Origin of the sequence: Nocardioides immobilis (genome assembly GCF_003515065.1) — a bacterium.
Classification (GTDB): Bacteria; Actinomycetota; Actinomycetes; order Propionibacteriales; family Nocardioidaceae; genus Nocardioides; species Nocardioides immobilis.
This window is the reverse complement of record NZ_QXGH01000040.1, coordinates 35,911-57,226: the sequence shown is the minus strand read 5'-3', so window position 1 is coordinate 57,226 and position 21,316 is coordinate 35,911. Positions and strand designations below refer to the sequence as shown.

The 21,316-nt window shown below is 65.7% G+C and carries 19 protein-coding genes; 4 read left to right on the top strand and 15 right to left on the bottom strand.

The features are described from left to right. Nucleotides 1-13: 13 nt before the first annotated feature. From D0Z08_RS28005 to D0Z08_RS27990, 4 genes are all read left to right on the top strand, one after another. Nucleotides 14-1,531, top strand: a complete 1,518-nt coding sequence (locus D0Z08_RS28005) for an aldehyde dehydrogenase family protein (protein ID WP_118928588.1) — start codon at nt 14-16, stop codon at nt 1,529-1,531. A 131-nt stretch (nt 1,532-1,662) separates the two neighbouring features. Next, nucleotides 1,663-2,541 (top strand): mycofactocin-coupled SDR family oxidoreductase, encoded by an 879-nt coding sequence (locus tag D0Z08_RS28000; protein WP_118928587.1) that lies wholly within the window; start codon nt 1,663-1,665, stop codon nt 2,539-2,541. Continuing rightward, nucleotides 2,538-3,551 carry an amidohydrolase family protein gene (locus D0Z08_RS27995; RefSeq protein WP_220454410.1) on the top strand — a complete coding sequence of 338 codons (1,014 nt, stop codon included), beginning with the start codon at nt 2,538-2,540 and terminating at the stop codon, nt 3,549-3,551. Before D0Z08_RS28000 ends, D0Z08_RS27995 begins: the two co-directional genes overlap by 4 nt. A gap of 57 nt (nt 3,552-3,608) precedes the next feature. Then, the gene (locus D0Z08_RS27990) at nt 3,609-5,048 is read left to right on the top strand and encodes an MmgE/PrpD family protein (protein WP_118928585.1); all 1,440 of its coding nucleotides are present in this window, start codon (nt 3,609-3,611) and stop codon (nt 5,046-5,048) included. 95 nt (nt 5,049-5,143) lie between these two features. On the opposite strand, the gene D0Z08_RS27985 is transcribed toward D0Z08_RS27990, so the two are convergent. The 15 genes from D0Z08_RS27985 to D0Z08_RS27915 all read right to left on the bottom strand — a co-directional run bounded on the left by D0Z08_RS27985 (nt 5,144) and on the right by D0Z08_RS27915 (nt 21,302). After that, on the bottom strand, nt 5,144-5,461 hold the full coding sequence (locus D0Z08_RS27985) for a putative quinol monooxygenase (protein ID WP_118928584.1): 318 nt from the start codon (nt 5,459-5,461) through the stop codon (nt 5,144-5,146). Nucleotides 5,462-5,551: 90 nt separating this feature from the next. Next, nucleotides 5,552-6,592: an ABC transporter permease gene (locus D0Z08_RS27980; protein ID WP_182481522.1), complete on the bottom strand. Its 1,041-nt coding sequence runs from the start codon at nt 6,590-6,592 to the stop codon at nt 5,552-5,554. A gap of 218 nt (nt 6,593-6,810) precedes the next feature. Beyond that, on the bottom strand, nt 6,811-8,259 hold the full coding sequence (locus D0Z08_RS27975) for a sugar ABC transporter ATP-binding protein (RefSeq protein ID WP_118928582.1): 1,449 nt from the start codon (nt 8,257-8,259) through the stop codon (nt 6,811-6,813). Nucleotides 8,260-8,337: 78 nt separating this feature from the next. Continuing rightward, nucleotides 8,338-9,483 carry a sugar ABC transporter substrate-binding protein gene (locus D0Z08_RS27970; RefSeq protein ID WP_182481521.1) on the bottom strand — a complete coding sequence of 382 codons (1,146 nt, stop codon included), beginning with the start codon at nt 9,481-9,483 and terminating at the stop codon, nt 8,338-8,340. Nucleotides 9,484-9,652: 169 nt separating this feature from the next. After that, nucleotides 9,653-10,438, bottom strand: coding sequence for an N-acyl homoserine lactonase family protein (locus tag D0Z08_RS27965; protein WP_118928580.1), 786 nt, complete (start codon nt 10,436-10,438; stop codon nt 9,653-9,655). Nucleotides 10,439-10,479: 41 nt separating this feature from the next. Continuing rightward, the gene (locus D0Z08_RS27960; protein ID WP_220454409.1) at nt 10,480-11,460 is read right to left on the bottom strand and encodes a mycofactocin-coupled SDR family oxidoreductase; all 981 of its coding nucleotides are present in this window, start codon (nt 11,458-11,460) and stop codon (nt 10,480-10,482) included. Next, entirely contained in the window at nt 11,385-12,221 is an 837-nt protein-coding gene (locus tag D0Z08_RS27955; protein ID WP_118928578.1) for a mycofactocin-coupled SDR family oxidoreductase, read from the bottom strand. The genes D0Z08_RS27960 and D0Z08_RS27955 overlap by 76 nt, the downstream gene beginning before the upstream one ends. A gap of 84 nt (nt 12,222-12,305) precedes the next feature. Then, nucleotides 12,306-13,778, bottom strand: coding sequence for an aldehyde dehydrogenase (locus tag D0Z08_RS27950; protein WP_118928577.1), 1,473 nt, complete (start codon nt 13,776-13,778; stop codon nt 12,306-12,308). 26 nt (nt 13,779-13,804) lie between these two features. Continuing rightward, the gene (locus D0Z08_RS27945; protein WP_147381557.1) at nt 13,805-14,275 is read right to left on the bottom strand and encodes a pyridoxamine 5'-phosphate oxidase family protein; all 471 of its coding nucleotides are present in this window, start codon (nt 14,273-14,275) and stop codon (nt 13,805-13,807) included. Nucleotides 14,276-14,310: 35 nt separating this feature from the next. Continuing rightward, on the bottom strand, nt 14,311-15,147 hold the full coding sequence (locus D0Z08_RS27940; protein WP_118928575.1) for a mycofactocin-coupled SDR family oxidoreductase: 837 nt from the start codon (nt 15,145-15,147) through the stop codon (nt 14,311-14,313). A 44-nt stretch (nt 15,148-15,191) separates the two neighbouring features. After that, nucleotides 15,192-16,622, bottom strand: a complete 1,431-nt coding sequence (locus D0Z08_RS27935) for an MmgE/PrpD family protein (protein WP_118928574.1) — start codon at nt 16,620-16,622, stop codon at nt 15,192-15,194. Nucleotides 16,623-16,736: 114 nt separating this feature from the next. Continuing rightward, nucleotides 16,737-18,116 (bottom strand): acetate--CoA ligase family protein, encoded by a 1,380-nt coding sequence (locus D0Z08_RS27930; protein WP_118928573.1) that lies wholly within the window; start codon nt 18,114-18,116, stop codon nt 16,737-16,739. Further along, nucleotides 18,113-18,919 (bottom strand): enoyl-CoA hydratase/isomerase family protein, encoded by an 807-nt coding sequence (locus D0Z08_RS27925; protein WP_118928572.1) that lies wholly within the window; start codon nt 18,917-18,919, stop codon nt 18,113-18,115. Before D0Z08_RS27925 ends, D0Z08_RS27930 begins: the two co-directional genes overlap by 4 nt. Continuing rightward, a complete protein-coding gene (locus D0Z08_RS27920; protein WP_118928571.1) occupies nt 18,916-20,085 on the bottom strand; it encodes a CaiB/BaiF CoA transferase family protein in 1,170 nt (389 codons plus the stop codon). Before D0Z08_RS27920 ends, D0Z08_RS27925 begins: the two co-directional genes overlap by 4 nt. Then, on the bottom strand, nt 20,082-21,302 hold the full coding sequence (locus D0Z08_RS27915; RefSeq protein ID WP_220454408.1) for an acetyl-CoA C-acetyltransferase: 1,221 nt from the start codon (nt 21,300-21,302) through the stop codon (nt 20,082-20,084). Before D0Z08_RS27915 ends, D0Z08_RS27920 begins: the two co-directional genes overlap by 4 nt. Nucleotides 21,303-21,316: the final 14 nt, after the last annotated feature.

Here is a 21,316-nt window from a genome sequence, read left to right as displayed (position 1 = left end):
AGGAGTCGTACCCATGGCAAGTTCAACCACGGCACTAAAGGTCGGCTACATCGGCGCCAACGGCCACGTCGTTCCCTCGTCGGGCGAGTTCCTCGCCGTCACCAATCCCGCGACGGGGCAGGCCATCGGTGCGGCGTACGAGCTCACCCCCGGCGACCTCGACCGGATCGTGGAGCAGGCGCAGATGGTCTTCGACACCACGTGGCGCGACACACCCCCGGACGTCAGGGGGGAGCTCGTGCGCGCCTGGGTCGCGAAGCTGCGAGAGCACAGGGACGAGCTCGCCGACCTGGAGGTCAGAGACGTCGGGAACTTGCGCGCCGAGACGGGCGGTGATGTCGATGGGGCCGTCCGGTTGCTCACCTACCTCGCCGGGATGGCCGACAAGATGGAAGGGTCCTCGTACGCCCAGTACCCGGACCGGGTGGCCTACGGTGTCCATGAGCCGTACGGCGTCGTCGCGGGGATCAACCCCTACAACGCCAACATCATCTTCGTCGCCAACAAGGCCGGGCCGGCCATCCTGGCCGGCAACTGCATCGTCTTGAAGGCGCCCGATGTGGCACCGCTCTCGACGTACAGGGTCGTCGAGCTAGCCCTCGAGGCTGGCATCCCGCCGGGCGTGATCAGCGTCGTGACCGGCCGGGGCCAGGTCGTGGGCCCCATGCTCACCGAGCATCCCGGCATCGGCATGGTGGCGTTCACCGGTGGTCTAGAGGCCGGACGAGCCGTCCTCAGGCAGTCAGCGCGCAACATCATCCCGGTGACTCTCGAGCTCGGCGGAAAGAGCCCCGCCATCCTGCTCGAGGACGCCGACCTCGACCTTGCGCTTCCATCAGTGCTGCACTCCAACTTTGTCAAGAGCGGACAGAGCTGCGTGGCCGGCTCGCGGATCTTCGTCCACTCGTCGAAGTACCAGCAGGTGTGCGACGAGCTCGCCGCTCGCGCTGCCCGAGTCAAGGTCGGCCTGCCTACGGACCCGACGTCTCAGATGGGCACCCTGGTCAGCCAGCACCACCGCGAGCACGTCGACAGGTTGGTCCGGTCGTCCGTGGCCCAAGGAGCAGCGCTCCTGACAGGCGGTGGTCCCCTGACGACCGGCGATCTTGCCGGGGGGGCCTTCTACTCCCCGACGGTCCTGGCCGACGTGACCGACGACAACCCGGCCGCAACGACCGAGGCTTTCGGGCCGATGGCGAGCGTGCTCTCCTACTCCGACGTCGAGGAGGTCCTGCACCGATCGAACACGTCGCCGTTCGGCCTGTCTGCTCAGGTCTGGGGTGACAGCGCGCACAAGATCCAATACCTCGTGCAGCACCTCGCCGTGGGCACGGTCTGGGTCAACGCGTATCGCAGCATCCATCCCACGGTGCCCTTCGGCGGCGTCAAGGAAAGCGGGTTCGGACGGGAGAACGGGTTCGACGCCGTGCGCTCCTACACGCGACCCAAGGCCGTCGTATGGGACCTCACCACGGCACGGGCGGTCCCCTACAACGAAGTCGAAGGGGACCTCCGACGAAGTCATGGATAATATGTGATACTTGCTTCCCGACTTCGATCCGACTAACGTGACTCACACAACACTCGACCGGGGCTCCACGTCGGCCGGTCGGCAATCACCAACGCGCGGTCCCGTCCGTGCATACTGGGAAAGGTTTCGCCATGGGCAAGATGTCGGGCAAGGTCGTACTCATCACGGGCGGCGCCCGCGGCCAGGGGCGTTCGCACGCCGTCCGGATGGCCGAGGAGGGCGCCGACGTCATCCTCACCGACATCTGTGAGGACTTCGAGCTCGTCGACTACGACGGAGCTACGCCGGAAGACATGGCCGAGACGGTGAAGCTCGTCGAGAAGACCGGTCAGCGGTGCCTGAGCTATCAGGCGGACGCCCGCGACGTCAACGAGATGCGGCGGGTGGTCGACGAGGCGGTCGCTGAGCTCGGACGCCTCGACACCGTCATCATCAACCACGGCATCTCCAGCCGGCACAGCGTCGAGTCCGAGGGGGCCGATGAGATCTGGGACCTGATCGTCGACGTCAACCTGTCGTCGGTGTTCAAGGTCGTCCGCGCCGTCGTTCCTCACATGAAGGAGAACGGCGGCTCGATTCTCGTGACCGCCTCGGCGGCCGCGCTCGTACCGCTGTACGGCAACACGGCGTACGCCGCCGCGAAGCACGGCCTCATCGGCCTGGTGAAGACACTGGCGGCCGAGCTGGCGGACTACTGGATCCGGGTCAACGCCGTCTGCCCCACTGCGGTGAACACGCCGCTGTTCATGAACGAGGCCCATATCCGTGCGTTCTGCGGCGACGACCCGTCGAAGACGTACGCCGACATGGAGTGGCCCTCCCAGACGCTCAACCTTCTGCCCGTTCCGTGGATCGAGCCCGACGCAGTGTCGTCCGCAATGCTCTATCTGGCTTCCGACGACGCCAGGTTCGTCACCGGTGTTGCGCTGCCGGTCGATGCCGGAATGACGTCTCAGCCGCCCGGTGTGACACCGTTTATCGGCAAGCGACTGTGGGAGCTGTCGCAGTGACAACCCGTCCCACCTGGGGTGTTTCGCGCGGACCGGCGGCGCCTGACCTCGTCGAAGACGTTCTCGAGCCTGACCTTCCCATCGTTGACGCTCACCACCACCTGTGGGATGCCGACGAAGCCATGATGCGCGAGGAGTACCTGCTGGACGATCTCGCAGCCGATCTGGCCAGCGGGCACAACATCGAGGCCACGATCTTCGTCGAGGCAGAGGCTCGGCACCGCACGGATGGCCCGCCCGAACTGGCAGCCGTCGGCGAGACGGAGTTCGTCCACGCAGTGGCGCTCGAGGCAAAGCAGCGCGGGATCCCGACCGAGGTCGCCGCGGGGATCGTCGCTCACGCGAGCCTGGATCTGGGTGCTGCGGTAGAGCCGGTGCTCGATGCGCACGACGAGGCTGCTCCCGGCCGCCTGCGCGGAATCCGGGATATGGCCGTTTTCGATCGCATGAATCCGGCATCGGACCCGCACCGCATGCTGCAGCCCGCCTTCCAGGAGGGACTCCGACGACTTGCGGCCCGCGACCTGACCTTCGACGTCTACGTCTGGCAGGTCCAGCTTCCCAGTGTCATCGAGATGGTGCGTGCCGTCCCGGAAACGACGTTCATCCTCAACCACCTGGGCGGCATCGTCGGCATCCATCCCTGGAAGGGGCAGCGTGAGGCGCTCTTCCCGCAATGGAAGCGAGATATGGCCACCTTGGCCCGCGAGCCCAACGTCTATCTCAAGCTCGGTGGGATGAACATGTTCATCCCGGCTTTCGACTGGCACAAGGGAGCACGGCGGCCCTCGTCCGAGACACTGGCCAACGCCACGGCCCAGTACTTCGACCACGGGATCGCGGTGTTCGGCCCCGATCGCTGCATGTTCGAGAGCAACTTCTCACCCGACAAGCTCTCCGGTTCGTACCGGACCCTGTGGAACTCTTTCAAGCTCCTCACCAAGGGGTACAGCGACGCGGAGCGGGCGGACATGTTCGCCGGCACTGCCCGCCGCGCCTACCGCATCTAGCCCGCTCCATCTCCCGCGGGGAATCCGTCCCGGGAAACGCCATCGAGAGGTACGGCCATGGAGAACGAGTCGCCCACGACTGAACCCACGGTCGTGCATTCCCTGGCGGACTTTGGCTATGGGACGACCTTGTCGACCATGCCAGAGTCGGTCGTCGGGGAGGCCAAGCGAGTCCTGTTGGACTCCATCGGCTGCGCTCTGGCGGGTCGCGACGAGCTCAAGGGAAAGGCTGGGCGTGATCTTGCTGCTCTGAGCCGTGCTGCCGGAGCCGGCGCGACGGTCATCGGCGAGGCGGAGCAGAGTTCGGTGATGGGCGCCGCGTTCGCCAATGCGGAACTGGTGAGTGCCCTGGACTTCGACGCAATCCTCGCGCCTGGTCACGTGGCGCCTGTCGTCATCCCGGTCGCCCTGGCGATGGGCGAGGTGGCGGGCTCGAGCGGGCGCGACGTCCTCACGGCGATTGCAGTCGGGCACGAGGTCTCCTGTCGCGTCGCCTTCGCGATGGACGGTCTGCGGGATGTGGTCGATGGCACCGTGGCACGGCGCCCGGTCGTCGGGTACAGCGCCATCGTGTTCGGCGCCACTGCGGCCAGCGCCAAGCTCATGGCGATGGACTCTGCAGATACGGCGGACTCGATCGCTATCGCCGCGTCCATAGCACCTGTGCACTCCCAGGGTCCGTGGGCCGCGCACGTGCCGGTACAGACCATCAAGTACATGGTCGCAGGCACGTACGCTCAGACCGCTCTTACGGCCGCATACCTGTCCCGCTCGGGGCATCGCGGCGACCTGCAGATCCTCGAGGACGCCGATGTCGGCTATCCCCGCTTCGTGGGATCGTCGCGCTGGGAGAAGGATGTCATCACTGCCGACCTCGGCGACTCGTGGCGGTTCCCGGACTTCCAGACGTACAAGCCATATCCCCATTGCCGCGTGCTTCACGGGCAGCTCGACATCCTGCTGGCCCTGATCAACGAGCACGACCTCAAGCCTGACGAGATCGCGGAGATTCGATCCTGGGGCGAGGAATGGCATCGACAGCCGATCTGGCTCAACACCAGGATCAACCACGTTATCGATGCCCAGAACAGCATGGCCCACGGCCTGGCCCTGGCGGCCCACCGCATCAAGCCCAGCAAGCAATGGCAGAGCCCCGACATCGTCTTCAGCGAGTCAGTTATGGGTCTGATGTCGCGCGTTGTCACGGCGGCGCATCCGGCGTACACCGGGCAGCTCGACTGCTACCCCAACGACCGACCAGCGCGCGTCGAGATCGACGCTCGTGGCACGACGTTTGTCGGGGAGGGCCGATACCCCAAGGGCACCCCGTCTCCTGATCCGTCGACCAAGATGACGACGGAGGAGTTGGTGGCCAAGTTCAGGACGAACGCCGACGGCATCCTGCCCGCGGTCGCGATCGACACAGTGATCGACACGGTGCTCGGTCTCGAGAGCGTCGACGACATCCGAGAGCTCACGCGGTTGTTGCGGCCGTAGGCGGCCCACGTGGGGGCCCGGTAAGCCGAAGTGAGTGGCCCGCGAGCGGACGCGGTCGGCGCGTCGACCCCGACGTGCCGCGGCCAGGCGCAGCTTCAGGCGATCTGGAGCTGGCCCTTCGACGGCTTTCCGAGTGGGACGCCAGCGACGGCGTAGACGTCGACAGGTCCGTCGAGAATGCCGTCGAAGAGATGGTGGAGACGCTTCAACGGCGACCCCGTCGCATGTGCGTCGAGATCAGCCTTTGAGCTCCACTGCTCGACCATGACGACGACCTCGTCGTTGACGTGGGCCGCATAGAGTTCGCACCCGGGCTCCTCATGCACCAAGGGACTGACCTCCTCGAACGCGTCGATCACGCGCTGCGTGAGACCGGCCCGGGGACGAATGACCGCCACGACCACAACAGACATGGTTCCTGCTTCCTCGATGTCGGCGGCACCGAAGGCGCCGGCATGGTCGTGTCGGTCGCTCCGCCCGAGCGACCGACACGAACCGCTGTCCTATGTCCGCCGTCTCCGCACTGCAGTCGAGAGGGAGACCGCGCCGATGAGGACCCCACCGTTGATCACATTGGTCCATGTCGAGGGCAGACCGCCCACGATCAAACCAATTCCGACCCACACCACGAAGACGCCGCCGATGATCGTGCCGCCCACCGTGAACCGGCCGTCGGAGAAGACGACGGTCGAGAGGAAGGCCGCCGCGAACGCGGGCAGAAGGAACGCCGATGCGACGTCAGGAGAGGCGGAACCCTGGCTCGCCGCGATGCTGATCCCCGCCAACGCGGCCAGGAACCCGCCGAGGACGAACGACTTCACGACCTGCCGCCGCACTCTGACGCCTGCCAGGGCTGCCGCAGATCGGTTCGAACCGATCGCCTGCAGCTGCCGACCGAAGGTCGTGTACTGCAAGAGAACCGCCATGGTCAACGCGACGAGCAACAGCATCAGCAGCATCCAGGAGACCTGCGCGACCCACGTCGACAGCAGGGTGACGAACTGGAGCACCAGAATGACACTCACAAACATGGCGCTCTTGGCCACGAGCCAACGCGTCTTGCTCCAGGCCGCCGGCCGGAACCGATCCACGACGAAGAAGGCTCCGACGACTGCCAGCACGATCATCACCCAGACGATCGCGACCGGAGGCTTGTTCACGAACGTGCCGAAGTTGCGAAACCACGTCGGCATGTCAGGGGTGCCAGGTGTTGCGCCGAGATAGGCGCCGTTCGAGTAGACCGCCGCGAGCCCTGTGCAGATCGCCCCCGTACCGAGTGTCGCGATGAAGGCATTCACATTCAGGTACTCAACGAGCACGCCGTTGATCAGGCCGACTCCGAGTCCAACGGCGACGGCGGCGCCCACTGCCACCGGGAAGGGAAGCTCGTTCTTGACCGTGAGGCCGACGACGGCAAACGTGGTCAGCGTCGCAACTCCCGAGACGGACAGATCGAACTTGCCCGGGATGAGTGTGACGATCACGGCAAGACCCAGCATCAGGACGGGCACGCTCTGGTGGACGTCGAGCATGCGTGCGCTCACGTTGAGGAACGTGTCCTGCAGCCACAGGCCGAAGCCGAGGAAGATGAGGAGGAAGACCAGGACGGTGATCGACTCTTCGAACATCTTGCGTCGGGCGATCGGGGACCGAAGCCTTTCAGCGATTCTGGCATCGTCGATGCCGCTGGGAGACCCGTCAGTCCCGGCGACAGCAGTCAGCCCGGCAGTCTTCGGGGGTTCCGTTGAGGTAGTTCTCGACATCAGACCATCAGCTCCAGCTCAGATGTGGACAGTTCAGATACGGGGCGCAGTTGTTGGAGACGACCGTCCGCCACCAGCGCCACTCGATCGCAGACGGAGAACAAGTCCTCCGCGTCGGAACTCGCGACGAGGACGGCGGCGCCGCCCCGGGCCAGCTCGCGGATGAGGCGGTAGATCTCCGAGCGCGTTCCGACGTCGACGCCGCGGGTGGGTTCGCAGAGCACGAACACATCCGGGTTCAGCAGCAGCGCGCGACCGAAGATGACCTTCTGCTTGTTGCCGCCCGACAAGATGTCGAAGGTCGTGTCGATCGATGCGGGTTTGATCGACAGCTCGGATGCGACTCGTGCGCAGTCCAGTTCTTCGCGACGCGGCTTGAGGACACGTGAGAGTCGACGCCACCGACCCAGCGCTGAGAGCGCCATGTTCTCTCGGATGCTCAGCTCGCCGAACCCGCCCTGACTCTCCCGATGCGGCGGCACCAGCGCTCTCGTGAGGCGCGGGCGTGACTCGACTACCTCACCCTTGTGGGGCTTGAGCGTGCCATTGACGAGGAGGGCGATGTCGTGGAGTCCCGATCCCGGGAGTCCGCTGATGCCGATGACCTCGCCGGCGTTCAAGGTGAGGTCGATAGGTCCGAGGTCCTCGAAGTGCACGCCGCGGAGCTCGAGGACCGGATCTCTGGTCTGATGGCTGGCGTCATCGAGGTTGTGCGGGTCGCTCTCGTGCTGCATCAGCATCTCGACCAATGCAGCACGATCGAGTCCGTGGGTCGGCGCATCGCGGACCATCTCGCCGTCCAGGATCACGAGGACTCGGCTCGTTGCTTCGAGGATCTCGGAGAGCTTGTGGGTCACCATGACGACGGTCGCTCCGGCGGCAGCCGCCGCCGCCAGGGAGAGGATGACCCCCTGCGCGTCCCTGGGCGGCAGGGTCGAGGTGGCTTCGTCGACGATGAGGATGCGCGCGCCTCGGTCCATTGCCCGGGCAACGGCGACCAGTGTCTTCTGGCCCGGAGTGAGGTCTGACAGAAGCGTGTCGACACTGAGGTCCAAGCCCACCAGGCCGAGGGCGCGAGCCGCCGAGGTCCGCTCGGCTCGCTTGTTCAGGATCGGTCCGAAGAGGCGTTGCGGCGGATTGCCCAGGGCGAAGTTCTCGGCGATCGTCAGCGCGTCGACCAGCCCTAGATCCTGATGGATGAAGGCGACGTCTTCAGTGTCGCCCAAGGACGTCAGCGTGCGGCCGCCGAGCCGGATCTGCCCGCTGGATGCCTGGTAGACCCCTGCAAGGATCTTGATCAGTGTCGACTTGCCTGCCCCGTTCGGACCCATCAGCCCGATGAACTCGCCGCTGCGGATGGTGAGGTTGATGCCTTTGAGCACCTCGTTGGAGCCAAAGGACTTTCTCAGTCCGTCGACCTCGAGGGTGTGTGAACCTGGGTCCTGCATCGTTTCCTCCACGTCCGACTCAAGGGGCCTCAGGGTGGGGAGTGCCGGCCAGTGCGTCGGCGCTCCCCACCTCAGGTACTACTGCTGCCAGAGCTCCGTGAGGTTCTCCCGATAGTTCGGAGGACCGGGGAAGTGGTCCGGCTCCTGGTCGAGGTACTGCTGCACGTTGGTGCTGTCGATGAGGGTGGACTGCATGTTGTCGTAGTCCTCCCACAGCGGGGCTCCGGCCTTGATCCGTCCGAGCAGGTCGACTGCTGCCCAGGCGTGGTAGTTGTAGGCCTCGGCGACAATGAAGTCCATCGGGGGATTGTTGCTCGCGAGCTCCTCGAGGCCGTTGGTGTAGCCGTCGTAGCCGCCGATCTTGATGTCCGTGCGGCCGGCGTTCTTCTCCGTCTTCGCCGCGGCGACTGCGAAACCGTCGTAATGACCCACCACGTAGTCGAGCGTGCCTTGGGGGTTTGAGGCGAGCAGCGCGCTGAACTGCGGCGGGCCCGGCTTGGCGATCTCAGGAGCCGAGAAGTCCTCCATCTCGATCTCGCAGTCGGGGCACTCCTGCTCGATGGTCTCCACAAGTCCCACCTGCCGGGTGGTCGCCGAGAGGAACGCCAAGTCCCTGAACCCATGGACCTTCGCGTCATCACCTGCTTCTGAAATCACCTTCCACGCGGCGGCGACGCCCTGGTCGTAGAAGTTCACCGTGACGTCGTAGACCTTGCCGGCCCACTCCGGGCCGGAGGCACACGTAGCACACAGGACGGCAATATCCGCGTCGAGAGCGCGGTTCACGGCGGCCTTGAGGGGGTTCACGTCGCTGCCGATGATGATGATGCCGTCGACACCGTCTGCCACCGCGCGGTCGATAGCGGCCGAGCCCACCTGGGGGCTGAACTGCTGGTCAACTGCGGGACCGGTCTCCCAGCCCATCGCCTCGAGTGCTGCGACTGCCTCGTCGCCTCCTTCCTTGCAGATGGGAGCGCCGCTGCCACACTGGATCACCACAGCCTTGCCCAGGACGACGTCGAAGGGCTCTGTGGGCCCGGGGTAGGTCGCCGGTCCCTGACGCAGCTCCTCGACTCTCTCCTGAGCGGTCTCCTGGAGTTCCGACACCTCCCCGGAGGATCCGCCTTCGCTGTCGTCGCCTGCAGTGCCCAGGCCGCAGCCGGCCAGGACCGCCGACAGCGCGGCGAACGAAGCCGCGGCTGCGGCAATCCTTCTATTTGTCATGATCGCGTCTCTCAGAGTAGGGCTAGGAGCGGATTCGCTCGCGAGCGAGTACATCATATATTCAGTATGAGATGTCCGTCACCCGTTGGCAAGGGTGCAACAGATGGAATTCGCCAGGAAGAGTTGAAGAATGAGTCCCGCCAGGCGGAGGGAGAAGCGCCGTGAACGGCTAGTCGATGTACTCCGGAGCGTGGGGCCACGCGTCCCAATGGGCTTGCTCGTGCTGGATCCAGACCTTCGCGTCCCATGCCTTGCTGATCATGCGGAGACGCCTGACCGATGCCGTGGCGGCGGCGGGGCTGTCGAACGCGGTCTGGATCACGCCCATCTCTAGCTCCAGGGGGAAATGGCAGACATCGCCCGACAGGATGATGTTCTGGCTGGGCAGCCGCACGAACAGCGCAAGTGATCCGGGGGTGTGCCCGGGGCAGGAAAGCAAAACCACGCTGCCGTCTCCGAACAGGTCGAAGTCGTGCGCGGTCTCGATCCAGTCATAGTGGCGAGTAGGAAGGATGTCCTCGACCCGGAAGAACCCGTGGGCAGGCTTGTCGTGAGCCTGCAGGGCGAACGCCATCTCCCCTGCACCCATGAGAAAGGTTGAGTCCTTGAACAAGTACATGCCGCCGGCATGGTCGAAGTGCAGGTGCGACTGGACCACGTACGTGACGTCACTCGGTGTGTAGCCGAGCCCTTCGAGCTGTCGATCGATGCCCAGCTCCCGGCTGCCCTCCATCGGAAGCACTTTGCCGATGTCCGAGTAGAACCCGCTCATGTCATCGAGGCTGCGAGGGTCGAAGCCGGTGTCGAAAAGCACCAGACCCCGATCGTGCTCGATCAAGAACGACGGGCACGGCTGGGTCACCGTCAGCTCCGTCGTCGCACCGATGAGGCCGAGATCGGTGTTGCCCTGGTGCTTGGGCTGCTGCGTGAAGGCAGCGCCCGGAAGTGCGGCCATTCGCTTGGCTGTGGCTCGGGGACTGAAGAGCACGACGCGCCTCAGCTTTCCAGCTCAGCAAGGCGCTGCCCGATAAAGGGAGAGATCCCGGGCGGCATCGTGGTCATCCCGGCGTCGACGGGGAGTGCGATCCCGGTGATGTACTTCGCCTCGTCGCTCGCGAGGAACAGCATCACGTTCGAGACAGCCTCGGGCTCGATCCACGGGACGGGGAGGAGGTTGAGGGACGTGGCCGTCCAACGCATGTCCTCTCGCGTGCCGTCGTCCTTGCCCGTGAAGGCCTTGATGATTCCGGGATTCAGGTACAGCGGAGTGTCGACGCCTGTCGGGCACACGGCATTGACGCGGATCCAATGCGGCGCGAGCTCAGCGGCCAAGGTCTTGGCCAGGCCCACCACGCCGTGCTTTGAGACGACGTAAGCGGCACGTCCGAACAGCGCGACAAGACCAGCCGCGGACGACGTGAGCGAGATGGATCCGCCGTTCTCAGTCATGTGAGGTACGACGGCGCGGACCGTCCGCCACACGGCGTTGATGTTGGTGTCCATCACGAGATCCCAGACGTCATCGTCCTGCTCTGGCCCAGTGGTCATGTGAGGAACGGAGATTCCGTGGTTCACGATGACTGCGTCCAGGTGCCCGAGCTCCGCCACGGCCTCGTTGACGGTCGTTCGCATCGCCTTGCCGTCCCGTGCGTCGACTTCGAACGACAGGCAGCGTCGACCCAGCTCCTCCACCTGCCGCTTGGTCTCCGCCAGCTCCTCAGGCGTGCCCATCGGATAGTCGACCAATGAGAGTTGCTGACAGATGTCGGTGATGATGACGTCGGCACCCTCTGCGGCAAAACGAAGCGCGTGGGAGCGGCCCTGCCCACGAGCGCCACCGGTGATGAGGACGACCTTGTTGTCCATCTTTCCCATGTCTGGCTCCTTGAGTGGCTTGTCGGCTACTGGGCGGTGTGCCCGGCGTCGATCGTGATTGAGGTCCCACTGACGTAGCGGGACTCGTCCGAGGCCAGCCACAGCACGGCGTTCGAGACGTCCACCGGGTCGATCCAACCGATGTCGAGCACGTGGGGCGCTTTGAAGCGCGGCATGAGGTTGTCGAGGGTGCGATCCTCGGGCGGCAGGTCGGGCGCGAAGCGGGCGAAGACCGACTCGTTCATGAGCATCGCGGTCTCGACGTTCGTCGGGTTGACCGTGTTGACGCGGATCATGTCGGCGCCGAGCTCGACCGCCAGAGTCTTTGCCAGGCCCACGACGCCATGCTTGGCGGCCACGTAGTGGCCGATGCCAGGCATGCCGAGCGTGGCGCAGGTCGAGCTGGTCAGCACGATTGAACCGCCGCCGGCAGCCCGGAGGTGGGGTATTGCTGCCTTCGCGGTGTGCCAGACGCCCTTCAGGTTGACGTCCATCAGGTCGTCCCACTGGACGTCCTCGAGCTCCTCGAGCAGGCCGAAGTTCAGGATGCCCGCATTGGCCGAGACGACATCCAGCCGACCCAGCCGGTCGACGCCCTCAGCAGTGGCTCGAGCGATGTCGTCGTAGTCACGGACGTCGGCTCGGAGACCGACCGCGCGCCGACCGAGAGCCTCCACGGCCTTGACGGTCTCTCCGAGCCCCTCCGCCGTGCCCTGTTCGTACGGGACCGACTCGATGTGCTCGCAGATGTCGATGGCGATGATGTCCGCGCCCTCTTCGGCGAGCCGGATGGCGTGGCTGCGCCCTTGCCCCTGAGCCGCTCCGGTGACGAGCGCCACCTTTCCAGCAACACGGCCGACCATGTCTCCTCCTGACGCAAGTGGGCACCTCAATGAGGTGAGTGTCATCACACATTATGCATGATGCATCTCATGGTCAAGGATTGACTAGCCGCGCATTTTAGGCAGGGACCCGGCGAGACTCTCCGAGATACCGATCGACTTGTACTCGACGTACCCGTCCAGGCCCTCCGTCGCGAACTCGCGCCCGATTCCGCTGTTCTTGAAGCCGCCCATGGGTGCCTCGTAGCCGGCCGCTGCGCCGTTGAGCTCGACAGTGCCGGTGCGGATCCGCTTGGCCAGGTCGAGGCCGTGCTCTTCGTCGCTCGTGAAGATGGACCCACTCAGGCCGTACACCGAGTTGTTCGCGATGGCGACCGCCTCGTCCTCGTCCTCGTAGGTCAGTACAGAAAGAACCGGTCCGAAGATCTCCTCCTGAGCGATACGCATGTCGGGATGAACGTCTGCGAAGACAGTCGGTTGCACGAACCATCCTCGGTCGAGGGCAGGCCGCCCTCCCCCGACGACAAGAGTCGCGCCCTGGGCAACCCCGGAGGCGATGTAACCCTCCACGATGTCGCGCTGTCGGGACGTGACGAGGGGGCCGATGTCCGTGCCTTCATCGAAGGGATCGCCGACAGTGAGACCGCCGACGACTGCGACCAGTCGTTCCAGCAGCTCGCTCTTACGTCGCGTGGACACCACGAGCCGTGTCTTGGCACTACACGCCTGCCCTGCGTTACGCAGAGAGGCGCCCTCGACAGCTCCGACGGCCAGGTCCATGTCCGCGTCGTCGAGGATGATGGAGGCCGACTTGCCGCCGAGCTCGAGCGTCACCCGACGCAGGTCTTGTCCGCACCGGGATGCGATCATCTGCCCGGCGGCCGTGGAGCCGGTGAACGTCACTTTGTCCACGCCGGCGTGGGAGACAAGGTACTCGCTGACGTCGCGGTCTGCTGGCACGATATTGAGGACGCCCTCGGGCAGGCCGGCCTCCTCCAGGATCTCGGCCATGAGGTAGGCGTCGAGCGGCGTCTCTGGTGACGGCTTCAGCACCATCGTGCATCCCGCGACCAACGCAGGGGCGAGCTTGAGCATCGTGAGCACCTGCGGCGCATTCCACGGTACGACGGCGGCCACCACACCGACGGGCTCCCGACGGACCAAGGCATTACCGGTGCTGGTCTGCCGCAGCTCGCTGAACGGATACGTCCCGGCAAGATCCGCATAGGTGTCGATGATCCGTTGCGGGTTGGTCGCTTGGAGCATGCGCGAGAGCCCGATCGGGCAACCCATCTCGTGGGTGATGAGATTCGCCATCACCTCCCGCCTGGCCTCGTAGCCGGCACTGAACCGGCGCAGCAAGGCGATCCGCTCCTCGACAGACGTTCGCGCCCACGGACCCTCCATTGCCGTCCGGGCCGCGTCGACCGCTTGGTCGACGTCGGCCCGGCCACCGCTGACCACCTCGGCGAACGCCTCTTCCGTCGAGGGCGAAACGACGTCGATGCGTCCCGACGACGAGGGCTCGACCCATCTTCCGCCGATGAAGAGGCGGTCAAACTTCCCAGTCCACACCATGGGGAGACTCCTGTGTCTAGTGGATGTTAGGGCAGCACTGAAGGGGTCTGGTCCGGCATCGCCAGCGCCCAGATCGAGCCGCTCGCCTTGCGTTGGTCCATGCCGACAGCGCTCTCGGTCGACAGCCGGAAGACCACCCTTCCCACTGATAGCCAGATTCGGTCGTGGTCGTCCGAGCCCTCCAGTCCCGGCTTCGGATAGCGGTGATGCATCTTCAAGCTCAGGACATTGCCCGGGTCGTCGATCTCTTGGACCACCCCGTTGACGAGGACGTACCCATGGATCGCCTCGTGGTCGAAGATCGAAACCGATGCGCGACCGTCTCGGCGGAGCCGGTGCGTGAGGCTTCGGTGGGGCGTGGTCGAGAAGTAGAGGTAGTTGCCGTCGTAGTAGTAGCCGAGCGGGATGACGAACGGTGACCCGTCCTTGCGGAGCGTCGCTACGGCGGCGAACCGACCGTCGGCGCGCAGGTACGCGTCGACTTCGTCCGACGTCATGGTCGTCTCACCCAGATCGGTCACGTGCGGTCTACCTAAAGCAGCCGGCCGGCGTCGATGACCATGGTCGTCCCGGTCACGTATCGTCCATCATCGGAGGCTAGGTAGAGCAGCGCACTCGTGACGTCTTCCGGCTCGACCCACGGCACGGGTATCACATGCATCTGACGGGCCGCGGATCCTTCGGCTTCGGCGTCCGCCTGCGTCGGGTTCTCGACGTCGGGAAAGAACAGCCTCCACGTCGAGTCGTTCTGGAACATCGGAGTTGCGACGTTCGTCGGACACAGCGCGTTGACCCGCACGCGCTGGTCCCCCAGCTCCAGCGCCAGGGACTTGGTCAGCCCCACGACGCCGAACTTGCTGGCGTTGTAGTGAGCGATCCCCGGCACAGCCCCCAGCCCACACGTCGATGCAGTGAAGATCACCGACCCTCCGCGCCCCTGCTCGAGGATGTGAGGAACCGTGGCCTTTGCCGTGTTGAAGACACCGGTCAGGTTGACGTCGATGAGCTCCGCCCACTGCTGGCCGGTGAGGTCCAGGACGTTGCCGTAGCTGCAAACTCCGGCGCCGGCCGAAACGATGTCCAACCCGCCGAGCTCCGAAACCGCGTCGCCCACGACCTGCGTCAGGTGCTCGAGGTCGCGGACATCGACCTTTGCGGACACGACGCGGCGACCCCTTCCCTCGACGCCACGGGCCGTCTCGAGGAGATCCGCCTCGCTCGACAGTGAGTAGGGAACTGTCGGCAGGTCCTCGCAGATGTCGAGCGCGATCACGTCCGCGCCCTCCTCGGCCAAACGCCACGCGTGGTTGCGGCCCTGGCCCCGCGCAGCACCCGTGACCAGTGCGATCTTGCCTTCAACCCGGCCCATACCCGTCCTCCAAGCTTGTCTACAGATAGTTCGAGCTCGCGTAGTCAGACGCTCGGACGGAGGCGAGCCATCAGGACGCTCACGTCGTCGATCTGTTCGAGGTTCATCACCCGATCGGCAACCCACCGGGCGTCCTCCGGGCTGATCACACCGGACGCGTTGTGGAAGAACTTCGCGCGGATCTCCTCGTCGGTCGTGTAGGTCGAGGGATCGGGCGAACGGCTGCCCTTCGGGTAGGCACGCTCACCGACGAAAGTCTCCCCCCGAGCAACGATCTCGACGCGGGTCGGACGAGCCACAGGATCGGCAGAGACCGCGGTCGCCCAGTCCGGATGCGACTTCCAGATGACCTTTCGCATCACGTCCAGGACGGAAGCGTCGAAGACTACGTCGGGGTCCTGCCAGTCCTTGCCGGGCGGCACGCGGTGAGCCGCGAGCGAAAGTCCGTGGGGGAAGCTGAACTGCGCATCGTAGGGACGGCGGATGTCGGTATTCATGAAGGTAGGGACGCCAGCCGCCCACTGCTCGCCGTACGCCGTCAACGACTCGATCTCGTCGGGCTTGATGTCGTTGGTCTCCACCAGGTCGAAGATGACGTCGAGGACCGCGTGCGTCACCCGACAGTGCGGGTAGGGCTTGAAGTACGACTCGGCCGGAAAGCGCCACTCCGAGCCCAGGGCGTCGGTGAGCCGGGAGGGCTCCCAGCGCCGCGTGCCGATGTATCGCGGATAGCCGTACTCCACGTCATCGAGAATCTGGTTGTCGCCGCGGTGACCCAGCTCGGCGAGGTACGCCGCAGTCAGCGAGTTGAAGACCAGCCCACCCGGCTGGAGGTTGTACTTGATAGTCGGGTTGGGCGAGTGCATCAGCCAGGCGCGGTGTGCGTTGACCGGCGACGTGCAGCCAGCGATGCCCAAGGCGTTCGCCACGACTTCCTTGCCGAGGCCCTTCATGATCGCCGCCGCGGCGGTGACCCCGAAGACGGTGCTTGCGTAACCGAGGACCGGGGACGTGTCCGCCTTGCCGTCCTTGATGTCCCGATTCTTGTCCATCGTCTTCGCGAACCTGAATGACATCTCGTGGCAGACCGCGATCGCGGTCATGACGTCGGTGCCTGGTCGGTTCAGCTTCTCCCCCAAGGCCAGCACCACAGGCACTACGTACGGCGCAACGTGGCCGGGCGCAGCGATCGGGTGCATGTCCAGCGTGGCCGACATCTCAGCGTTGGCGAACGCGGCGCCATGCACCGACGTTCTGTTCGCCTGCCCCATGATGGTCGCCTCGTCACTCGAACCACCCAGGAGTCGTCCGTACTCAATACCCATCCTCCCGGTGGGTATGTCGACGGCCGCCAGGACGCAGCCGATGGTGTCGAGGAGGATGCGCTTCGTCTCCTCAGACACCTCGGCGGGCAGCGGGGTCCGGGTGCTCGTGGCGGCGAAGGCGGCGAACTTCTCGATGTGAGTGGCGGACACAGGTCAAGCTCCTGCCGTGCTGGCACCAAGGCGCTCAGCACTAGTTGCGAGTTATATATGATACACGACATAGGCCGTACGGGGGCTATCCAAGCGATCCGAATATGGACAGACTTACGCGAGGCTGAACTCAGTGACTCTGCTCAGCGCCTCAACGGCACGATCGGGATCGGTGTAGGTCGGCACGCCGGCGTCGAGGAGGGCGGCCCGGGGCCGCCCACTGCCGCCGGTCCAAGCGACGATGAACGGCTTGTCGGTCGCCTGATATGCCTTGGCGAGCGTCGCGACGATCTCTCCCGAACCACGATCGGCGTTGCCCAACAGGACCAGCACCGAGTCCGTGTCGTCGTTCGCACTCACGTTGGCGAGCGTGCGCTCGAGGAGGGACAGGTCGTTGATCATGGCGCCCGTCATGTCGATGGGGTTCTTGGTTGAGCCGAAGTACGGCAATCCGCTGGCGAGAACCGCTCTGTCCGCCTCGCTCGACCACGTCTCGACGCGGAGCCCGAGGTCTGCGGCACGGTCCGCGGCCAGTGCTCCACCTCCGCCACTGAGCGTCACGATCGTGACCCGTCGTCCCGAAGCGCGCCGCCCGTCCATGAAGGCCAACGCCGCATCGGACCAAGCCTCCATGCTTGGCACGCGGACGGCTCCATGGGCTTCGAGCACCTCGTTGAACGCGGCGTCGTCGCCGGCGACACTGCCGGTGTGGGCAGCCACCGCCCGCGCTCCGGGCCCCGATCGACCCGACTTCAACAGCAGGAGAGGCTTGTCGTGCTCGCGCGCGGCAGCGGCCAGCGCAGCCAGAGCCTCCAGATCCTTGCACCCCTCGATGTGACCCATGAGGACATTGACATCGGGCGCGTCGACGAGGGCCGCGAGCACCTCGGTGACAGTGACGTCCACCTCGTTCCCTGTGTTGGCGAAGTACGTCACACCAAGTCCGAGGGAGTTCATGGTGCTGTAGGTGAACGTGCCCACCGCGCCGCTCTGGGAGACGAGGGCGATCGGCGACACGGGCCGGTGGGCGTCCTCGTCGAATGCCGTCGAGAACGTGGCGAAGGCCCTCTCGTTGACGGCGAACGTGCCGAGGCAGTTCGGGCCGACGACTCTCATGCCACTGCCACGAGCGATCTCAGCTATCTCGCGCTGCTGCGGAGCGCCGTCCTCACCGATCTCGCTGAAGCCCGACGCGAAGATGATGGCCGCACCGACCCCCGCCTCTGCGCACCCGCGGATCGCCTCGACGACCGCCGATGCCGGAACCACGACGATCGCCAGATCGACCGGTCCGGGAACCTCAGCCGCGGTGGCGTAGGCGGCTACGCCTTGGACCTCGCTGCGTCGTGGATTGACGGCGTGGATACACCCCTCGTAGCCGAACCGCTTCAAATAGTCGAGCGGACGTCCCGAGAGCTTTTCCGGGTCCGACGACGCCCCGTAGACGACGATGCTGCGGGGTCTGAACAAAAGGTCTGCGGCCGTACGAGTCACGCGGTCCGCTCCGTGCGGAAGGCGGGTGCGCGCCGCTCGCGGTGCGAGGCGACGCCTTCGACGACGTCCGGGCCTCCGAAGCCCAGGAACTCCATGCTCAAACCCGCCTCGAAGATTGCGCCCTGCTGGCGGTACCACTCGTTCAACGTCTGCTTGGTCCAACTGATGGCCTCTTGGGCGCCGGCACTGAGCTGGCCCGCGATCTCACGTGCCGTGTGCAGGAGGTCGTCCTTCTCCACCGACAACGAGACAAGGCCAGCCTTCTCGGCGTCCTCGCCAGAGATCTCCCTGCAGGTGAGCAAGAGGTACTTCGCCTTGGCCATGCCGCACAGCAAGGGCCACACCGCGGCGGCGTGGTCACCAGCGGCGACCCCTAGCCGCGTGTGCCCGTCGATGATGCGCGCGTCGTTGGCGGCGATCGAGATGTCAGCCATCAGCGCCACAACAAGTCCGGCACCGACAGCCGGGCCGTGGATCGCCGAGATGATGGGCTTGGAGCAATTGATGATGTTGTAAAACAGGTCGCGCGACTCCCGCATGACGCGCATGCGGACGTCGTAGTCCTCGATCTGCGCGTCGATCAGGGCGAAGTCGCCGCCCGCAGAGAACGCCTTGCCCGCTCCGCGGACGATGACCGATCGCACGTCCGGGTCACGGTCGACGACCGGCCACACCGCTGGGATCTCGGAGTGCATCTCCTCATCGACCGCGTTGAGGTTCGGGCCGTCGAAGACGATCTCGAGGACCCCCGGCTGGTTGCGCTCGAACCTCAGGCTCTTGAACTGCTGGTACGGATCGGTCATGAGAAGTCCTTTCGGTGGGTGAGGGTGGCTGCGGCGCCGTCGGGTGCTCGCCACGTTGCGAATACATCGCCGACCGAGGTCTGCTCGCGTGAGGGCACGCTGACCTCCCGGCCCGGGGTGCGGCTGAACCGTGGGGCCGCAGCCGGGTGGAGGACGCCCTCCAGCTCTTGGAACAGGCCACGTTCCTGGTTGTGCGGGTGAGAGGCGGCCTCCTCGAAGTCGAGGACGGGAGTCACACAGGCGTCAGTGCCTTCGTAGACGAGTGCCCACTCGTCGCGGCTCCGCGCCATGATCGCGGTCTGGATCAGCTCACGCAGGCGCGGCCAGTCGGACTGGTCGTTCTGGGCCGGCCAGTCAGATGTGTCGACGCCCAGAAGCTTGACGAACTCCTGGTAGAAGTCTGGCTCCAGGGCGCCGACCGCGAGGTGCTTGCCGTCCGAGCAGGTGTACGTGTCGTAGAAGGGTGCTCCGCCATCCAGGTAGTTGGTTCCAGGTTCGCCGTTGTAGACGCCAGCCGCGCGCAGTCCGTGCAACCGCGCAGACAGGGTGGCGACACCGTCGAGCATGGCGACATCCACGACTTGACCGTGTCCGGTGGTACGCGCCGACAGCAAAGCAGAGACGATCCCGAAGGCGGCGAACGTGCCGCCGCCGGCGTAGTCACCCAACAGGTTGATCGGGGGATGCGGCGACTCGCCCCGGCGACGCAACGCGTGAAGGACACCGGATTGCGCGACGTAATTGATGTCGTGACCGGCTTCGAGGGCTAGCGGCCCCGTCTGGCCATAGCCCGTAAGCCGCGCGTAGACGATCGCAGGATTCCGCTGAAGCAGCGGTTCGGGCCCCAGTCCGAGCCGTTCGGTGACCCCAGGGCGAAATCCCTCGATGAATGCGTCGGCCAGATCGACGAGTTCGAGGACCGTGGCACGGCCGTCGACGCTCTTCAGGTCGAGCGCGATCGTTTCTACGGAGCGGTTGACGATGTCATGCTCGGGACGCATCGCCTCGACCTGGCTCAAGGCCCGCGCGGGGCGGTTGGACGTACGCGTAACCCGCACGACGTGCGCGCCCATGTCGGCCAGCAGCATCGAGGCGAACGGAGTGGGACCCATGCCGGCGAGCACCAGCACCCGGACGCCGGCGAGTGGGCCTGTTGCGTGGCTCATGGCGTCCGCTCGAAGACGGCCGTCAGGCCCTGTCCGCCACCGATGCACATCGTTTCCAGCGCAAGACGTCCCTCTCGTCGGTCGAGCTCGCGCAGCATCGTGGTGAGAATCCGGACCCCGGTCGCACCCACGGGATGGCCAAGGGAGATCCCCGACCCGTTGACGTTTACCCGGTCGAAGTCCGACTCGCCCAGCCCCCAGACCGTCGTACAGGCCAGCGCTTGGGCGGCAAATGCTTCGTTCAGCTCGATGAGGTCCATGTCGGCAAGCGTCAGTCCCGCGCGGGCGAGCGCTGCCTCGGTGGAGGGCACCGGTCCGATGCCCATTCGGTGCGGCTCGACGCCGGCGGCCGCCCAGGTCACCAGACGGGCGAGGGGACGCAGGCCGAGCTGTTCTGCCCTCTCCGGCGTGGTGACCAGGCAGGCGGCGGCACCGTCATTCTGGCCGCTGGCGTTACCGGCGGTAACGGTCGACTCGGGGTCGATCCTGAGCCGGACCGGCCGAAGGGCCGCCAAGGACTCCAACGAGACGTCGTCGCGGGGATGCTCGTCGGTGTCCACGACGACGTCACCGCGACGTGAGGGCACCGTGACGGGCACGATCTCCTCCTTGAACCGGCCGTCGCGCTGGGCGGTCACCGCGCGCTGGTGAGACGAGAACGCGAGCTGGTCCTGTGCCTCCCGACTGATCGAGAACTCGCGGCGGAGGTTCTCCGCCGTCTCGAGCATTCCCCCCTCGACCGGGTAGTTCTTGCCGCCGGAGGTGATCCGGCCACGCGCGATCCGGTCCCACATCGGAGCGGAGTCCCCGCGATAGCCGAAGCGTCCGCCGACGGTGTAGTGCTCCGCCTGACTCATACTCTCGGCGCCACCGGCAACCACCACCTCACATGCGCCCGTCTGCACCCGCATGGCACCATCGAGCACCGCCTGCAGCGCCGACCCGCATCGGCGATCGAGCTGCTGGCCCGGCACGCTGATCGGGAAGCCGGCGTCCAAAGCGGCGACCCGACCGATGGCCGGCGCCTCTCCGTTCGGGTAGCACTGACCGAAGATGACGTCGTCGACCGAACCCGGGTCGATGCCGGTTCGCTCCACGAGGCCCCGCAACACGGTCGCCGCCAGCTCGGCGGCCGGGACGTCCTTGAACACACCGCCGTACTTGCCGACCGCGGTCCGCACGGGCTCGCAGATCACTGCCTCACGCATGTCTGTCATGTCTCTCTCATGGG

Excerpts from the sequence above, each read along its gene's own strand:
- D0Z08_RS28005 (WP_118928588.1), top strand. The coding sequence starts at position 14 with ATGGCAAGTTCAACCACGGCACTAAAGGTCGGCTACATCGGCGCCAAC.
- D0Z08_RS27920 (WP_118928571.1), bottom strand. The coding sequence starts at position 20,085 with ATGAGCCACGCAACAGGCCCACTCGCCGGCGTCCGGGTGCTGGTGCTC.
- D0Z08_RS27965 (WP_118928580.1), bottom strand. The coding sequence starts at position 10,438 with ATGGCCGCACTTCCGGGCGCTGCCTTCACGCAGCAGCCCAAGCACCAG.
- D0Z08_RS27970 (WP_182481521.1), bottom strand. The coding sequence starts at position 9,483 with ATGACAAATAGAAGGATTGCCGCAGCCGCGGCTTCGTTCGCCGCGCTG.
- D0Z08_RS27925 (WP_118928572.1), bottom strand. The coding sequence starts at position 18,919 with ATGACCGATCCGTACCAGCAGTTCAAGAGCCTGAGGTTCGAGCGCAAC.
- D0Z08_RS27915 (WP_220454408.1), bottom strand. The coding sequence starts at position 21,302 with ATGACAGACATGCGTGAGGCAGTGATCTGCGAGCCCGTGCGGACCGCG.
- D0Z08_RS27945 (WP_147381557.1), bottom strand. The coding sequence starts at position 14,275 with ATGACGTCGGACGAAGTCGACGCGTACCTGCGCGCCGACGGTCGGTTC.
- D0Z08_RS27955 (WP_118928578.1), bottom strand. The coding sequence starts at position 12,221 with ATGGTCGGCCGTGTTGCTGGAAAGGTGGCGCTCGTCACCGGAGCGGCT.
- D0Z08_RS27975 (WP_118928582.1), bottom strand. The coding sequence starts at position 8,259 with ATGCAGGACCCAGGTTCACACACCCTCGAGGTCGACGGACTGAGAAAG.
- D0Z08_RS27940 (WP_118928575.1), bottom strand. The coding sequence starts at position 15,147 with ATGGGCCGGGTTGAAGGCAAGATCGCACTGGTCACGGGTGCTGCGCGG.
- D0Z08_RS27990 (WP_118928585.1), top strand. The coding sequence starts at position 3,609 with ATGGAGAACGAGTCGCCCACGACTGAACCCACGGTCGTGCATTCCCTG.
- D0Z08_RS27985 (WP_118928584.1), bottom strand. The coding sequence starts at position 5,461 with ATGTCTGTTGTGGTCGTGGCGGTCATTCGTCCCCGGGCCGGTCTCACG.
- D0Z08_RS28000 (WP_118928587.1), top strand. The coding sequence starts at position 1,663 with ATGGGCAAGATGTCGGGCAAGGTCGTACTCATCACGGGCGGCGCCCGC.
- D0Z08_RS27950 (WP_118928577.1), bottom strand. The coding sequence starts at position 13,778 with ATGGTGTGGACTGGGAAGTTTGACCGCCTCTTCATCGGCGGAAGATGG.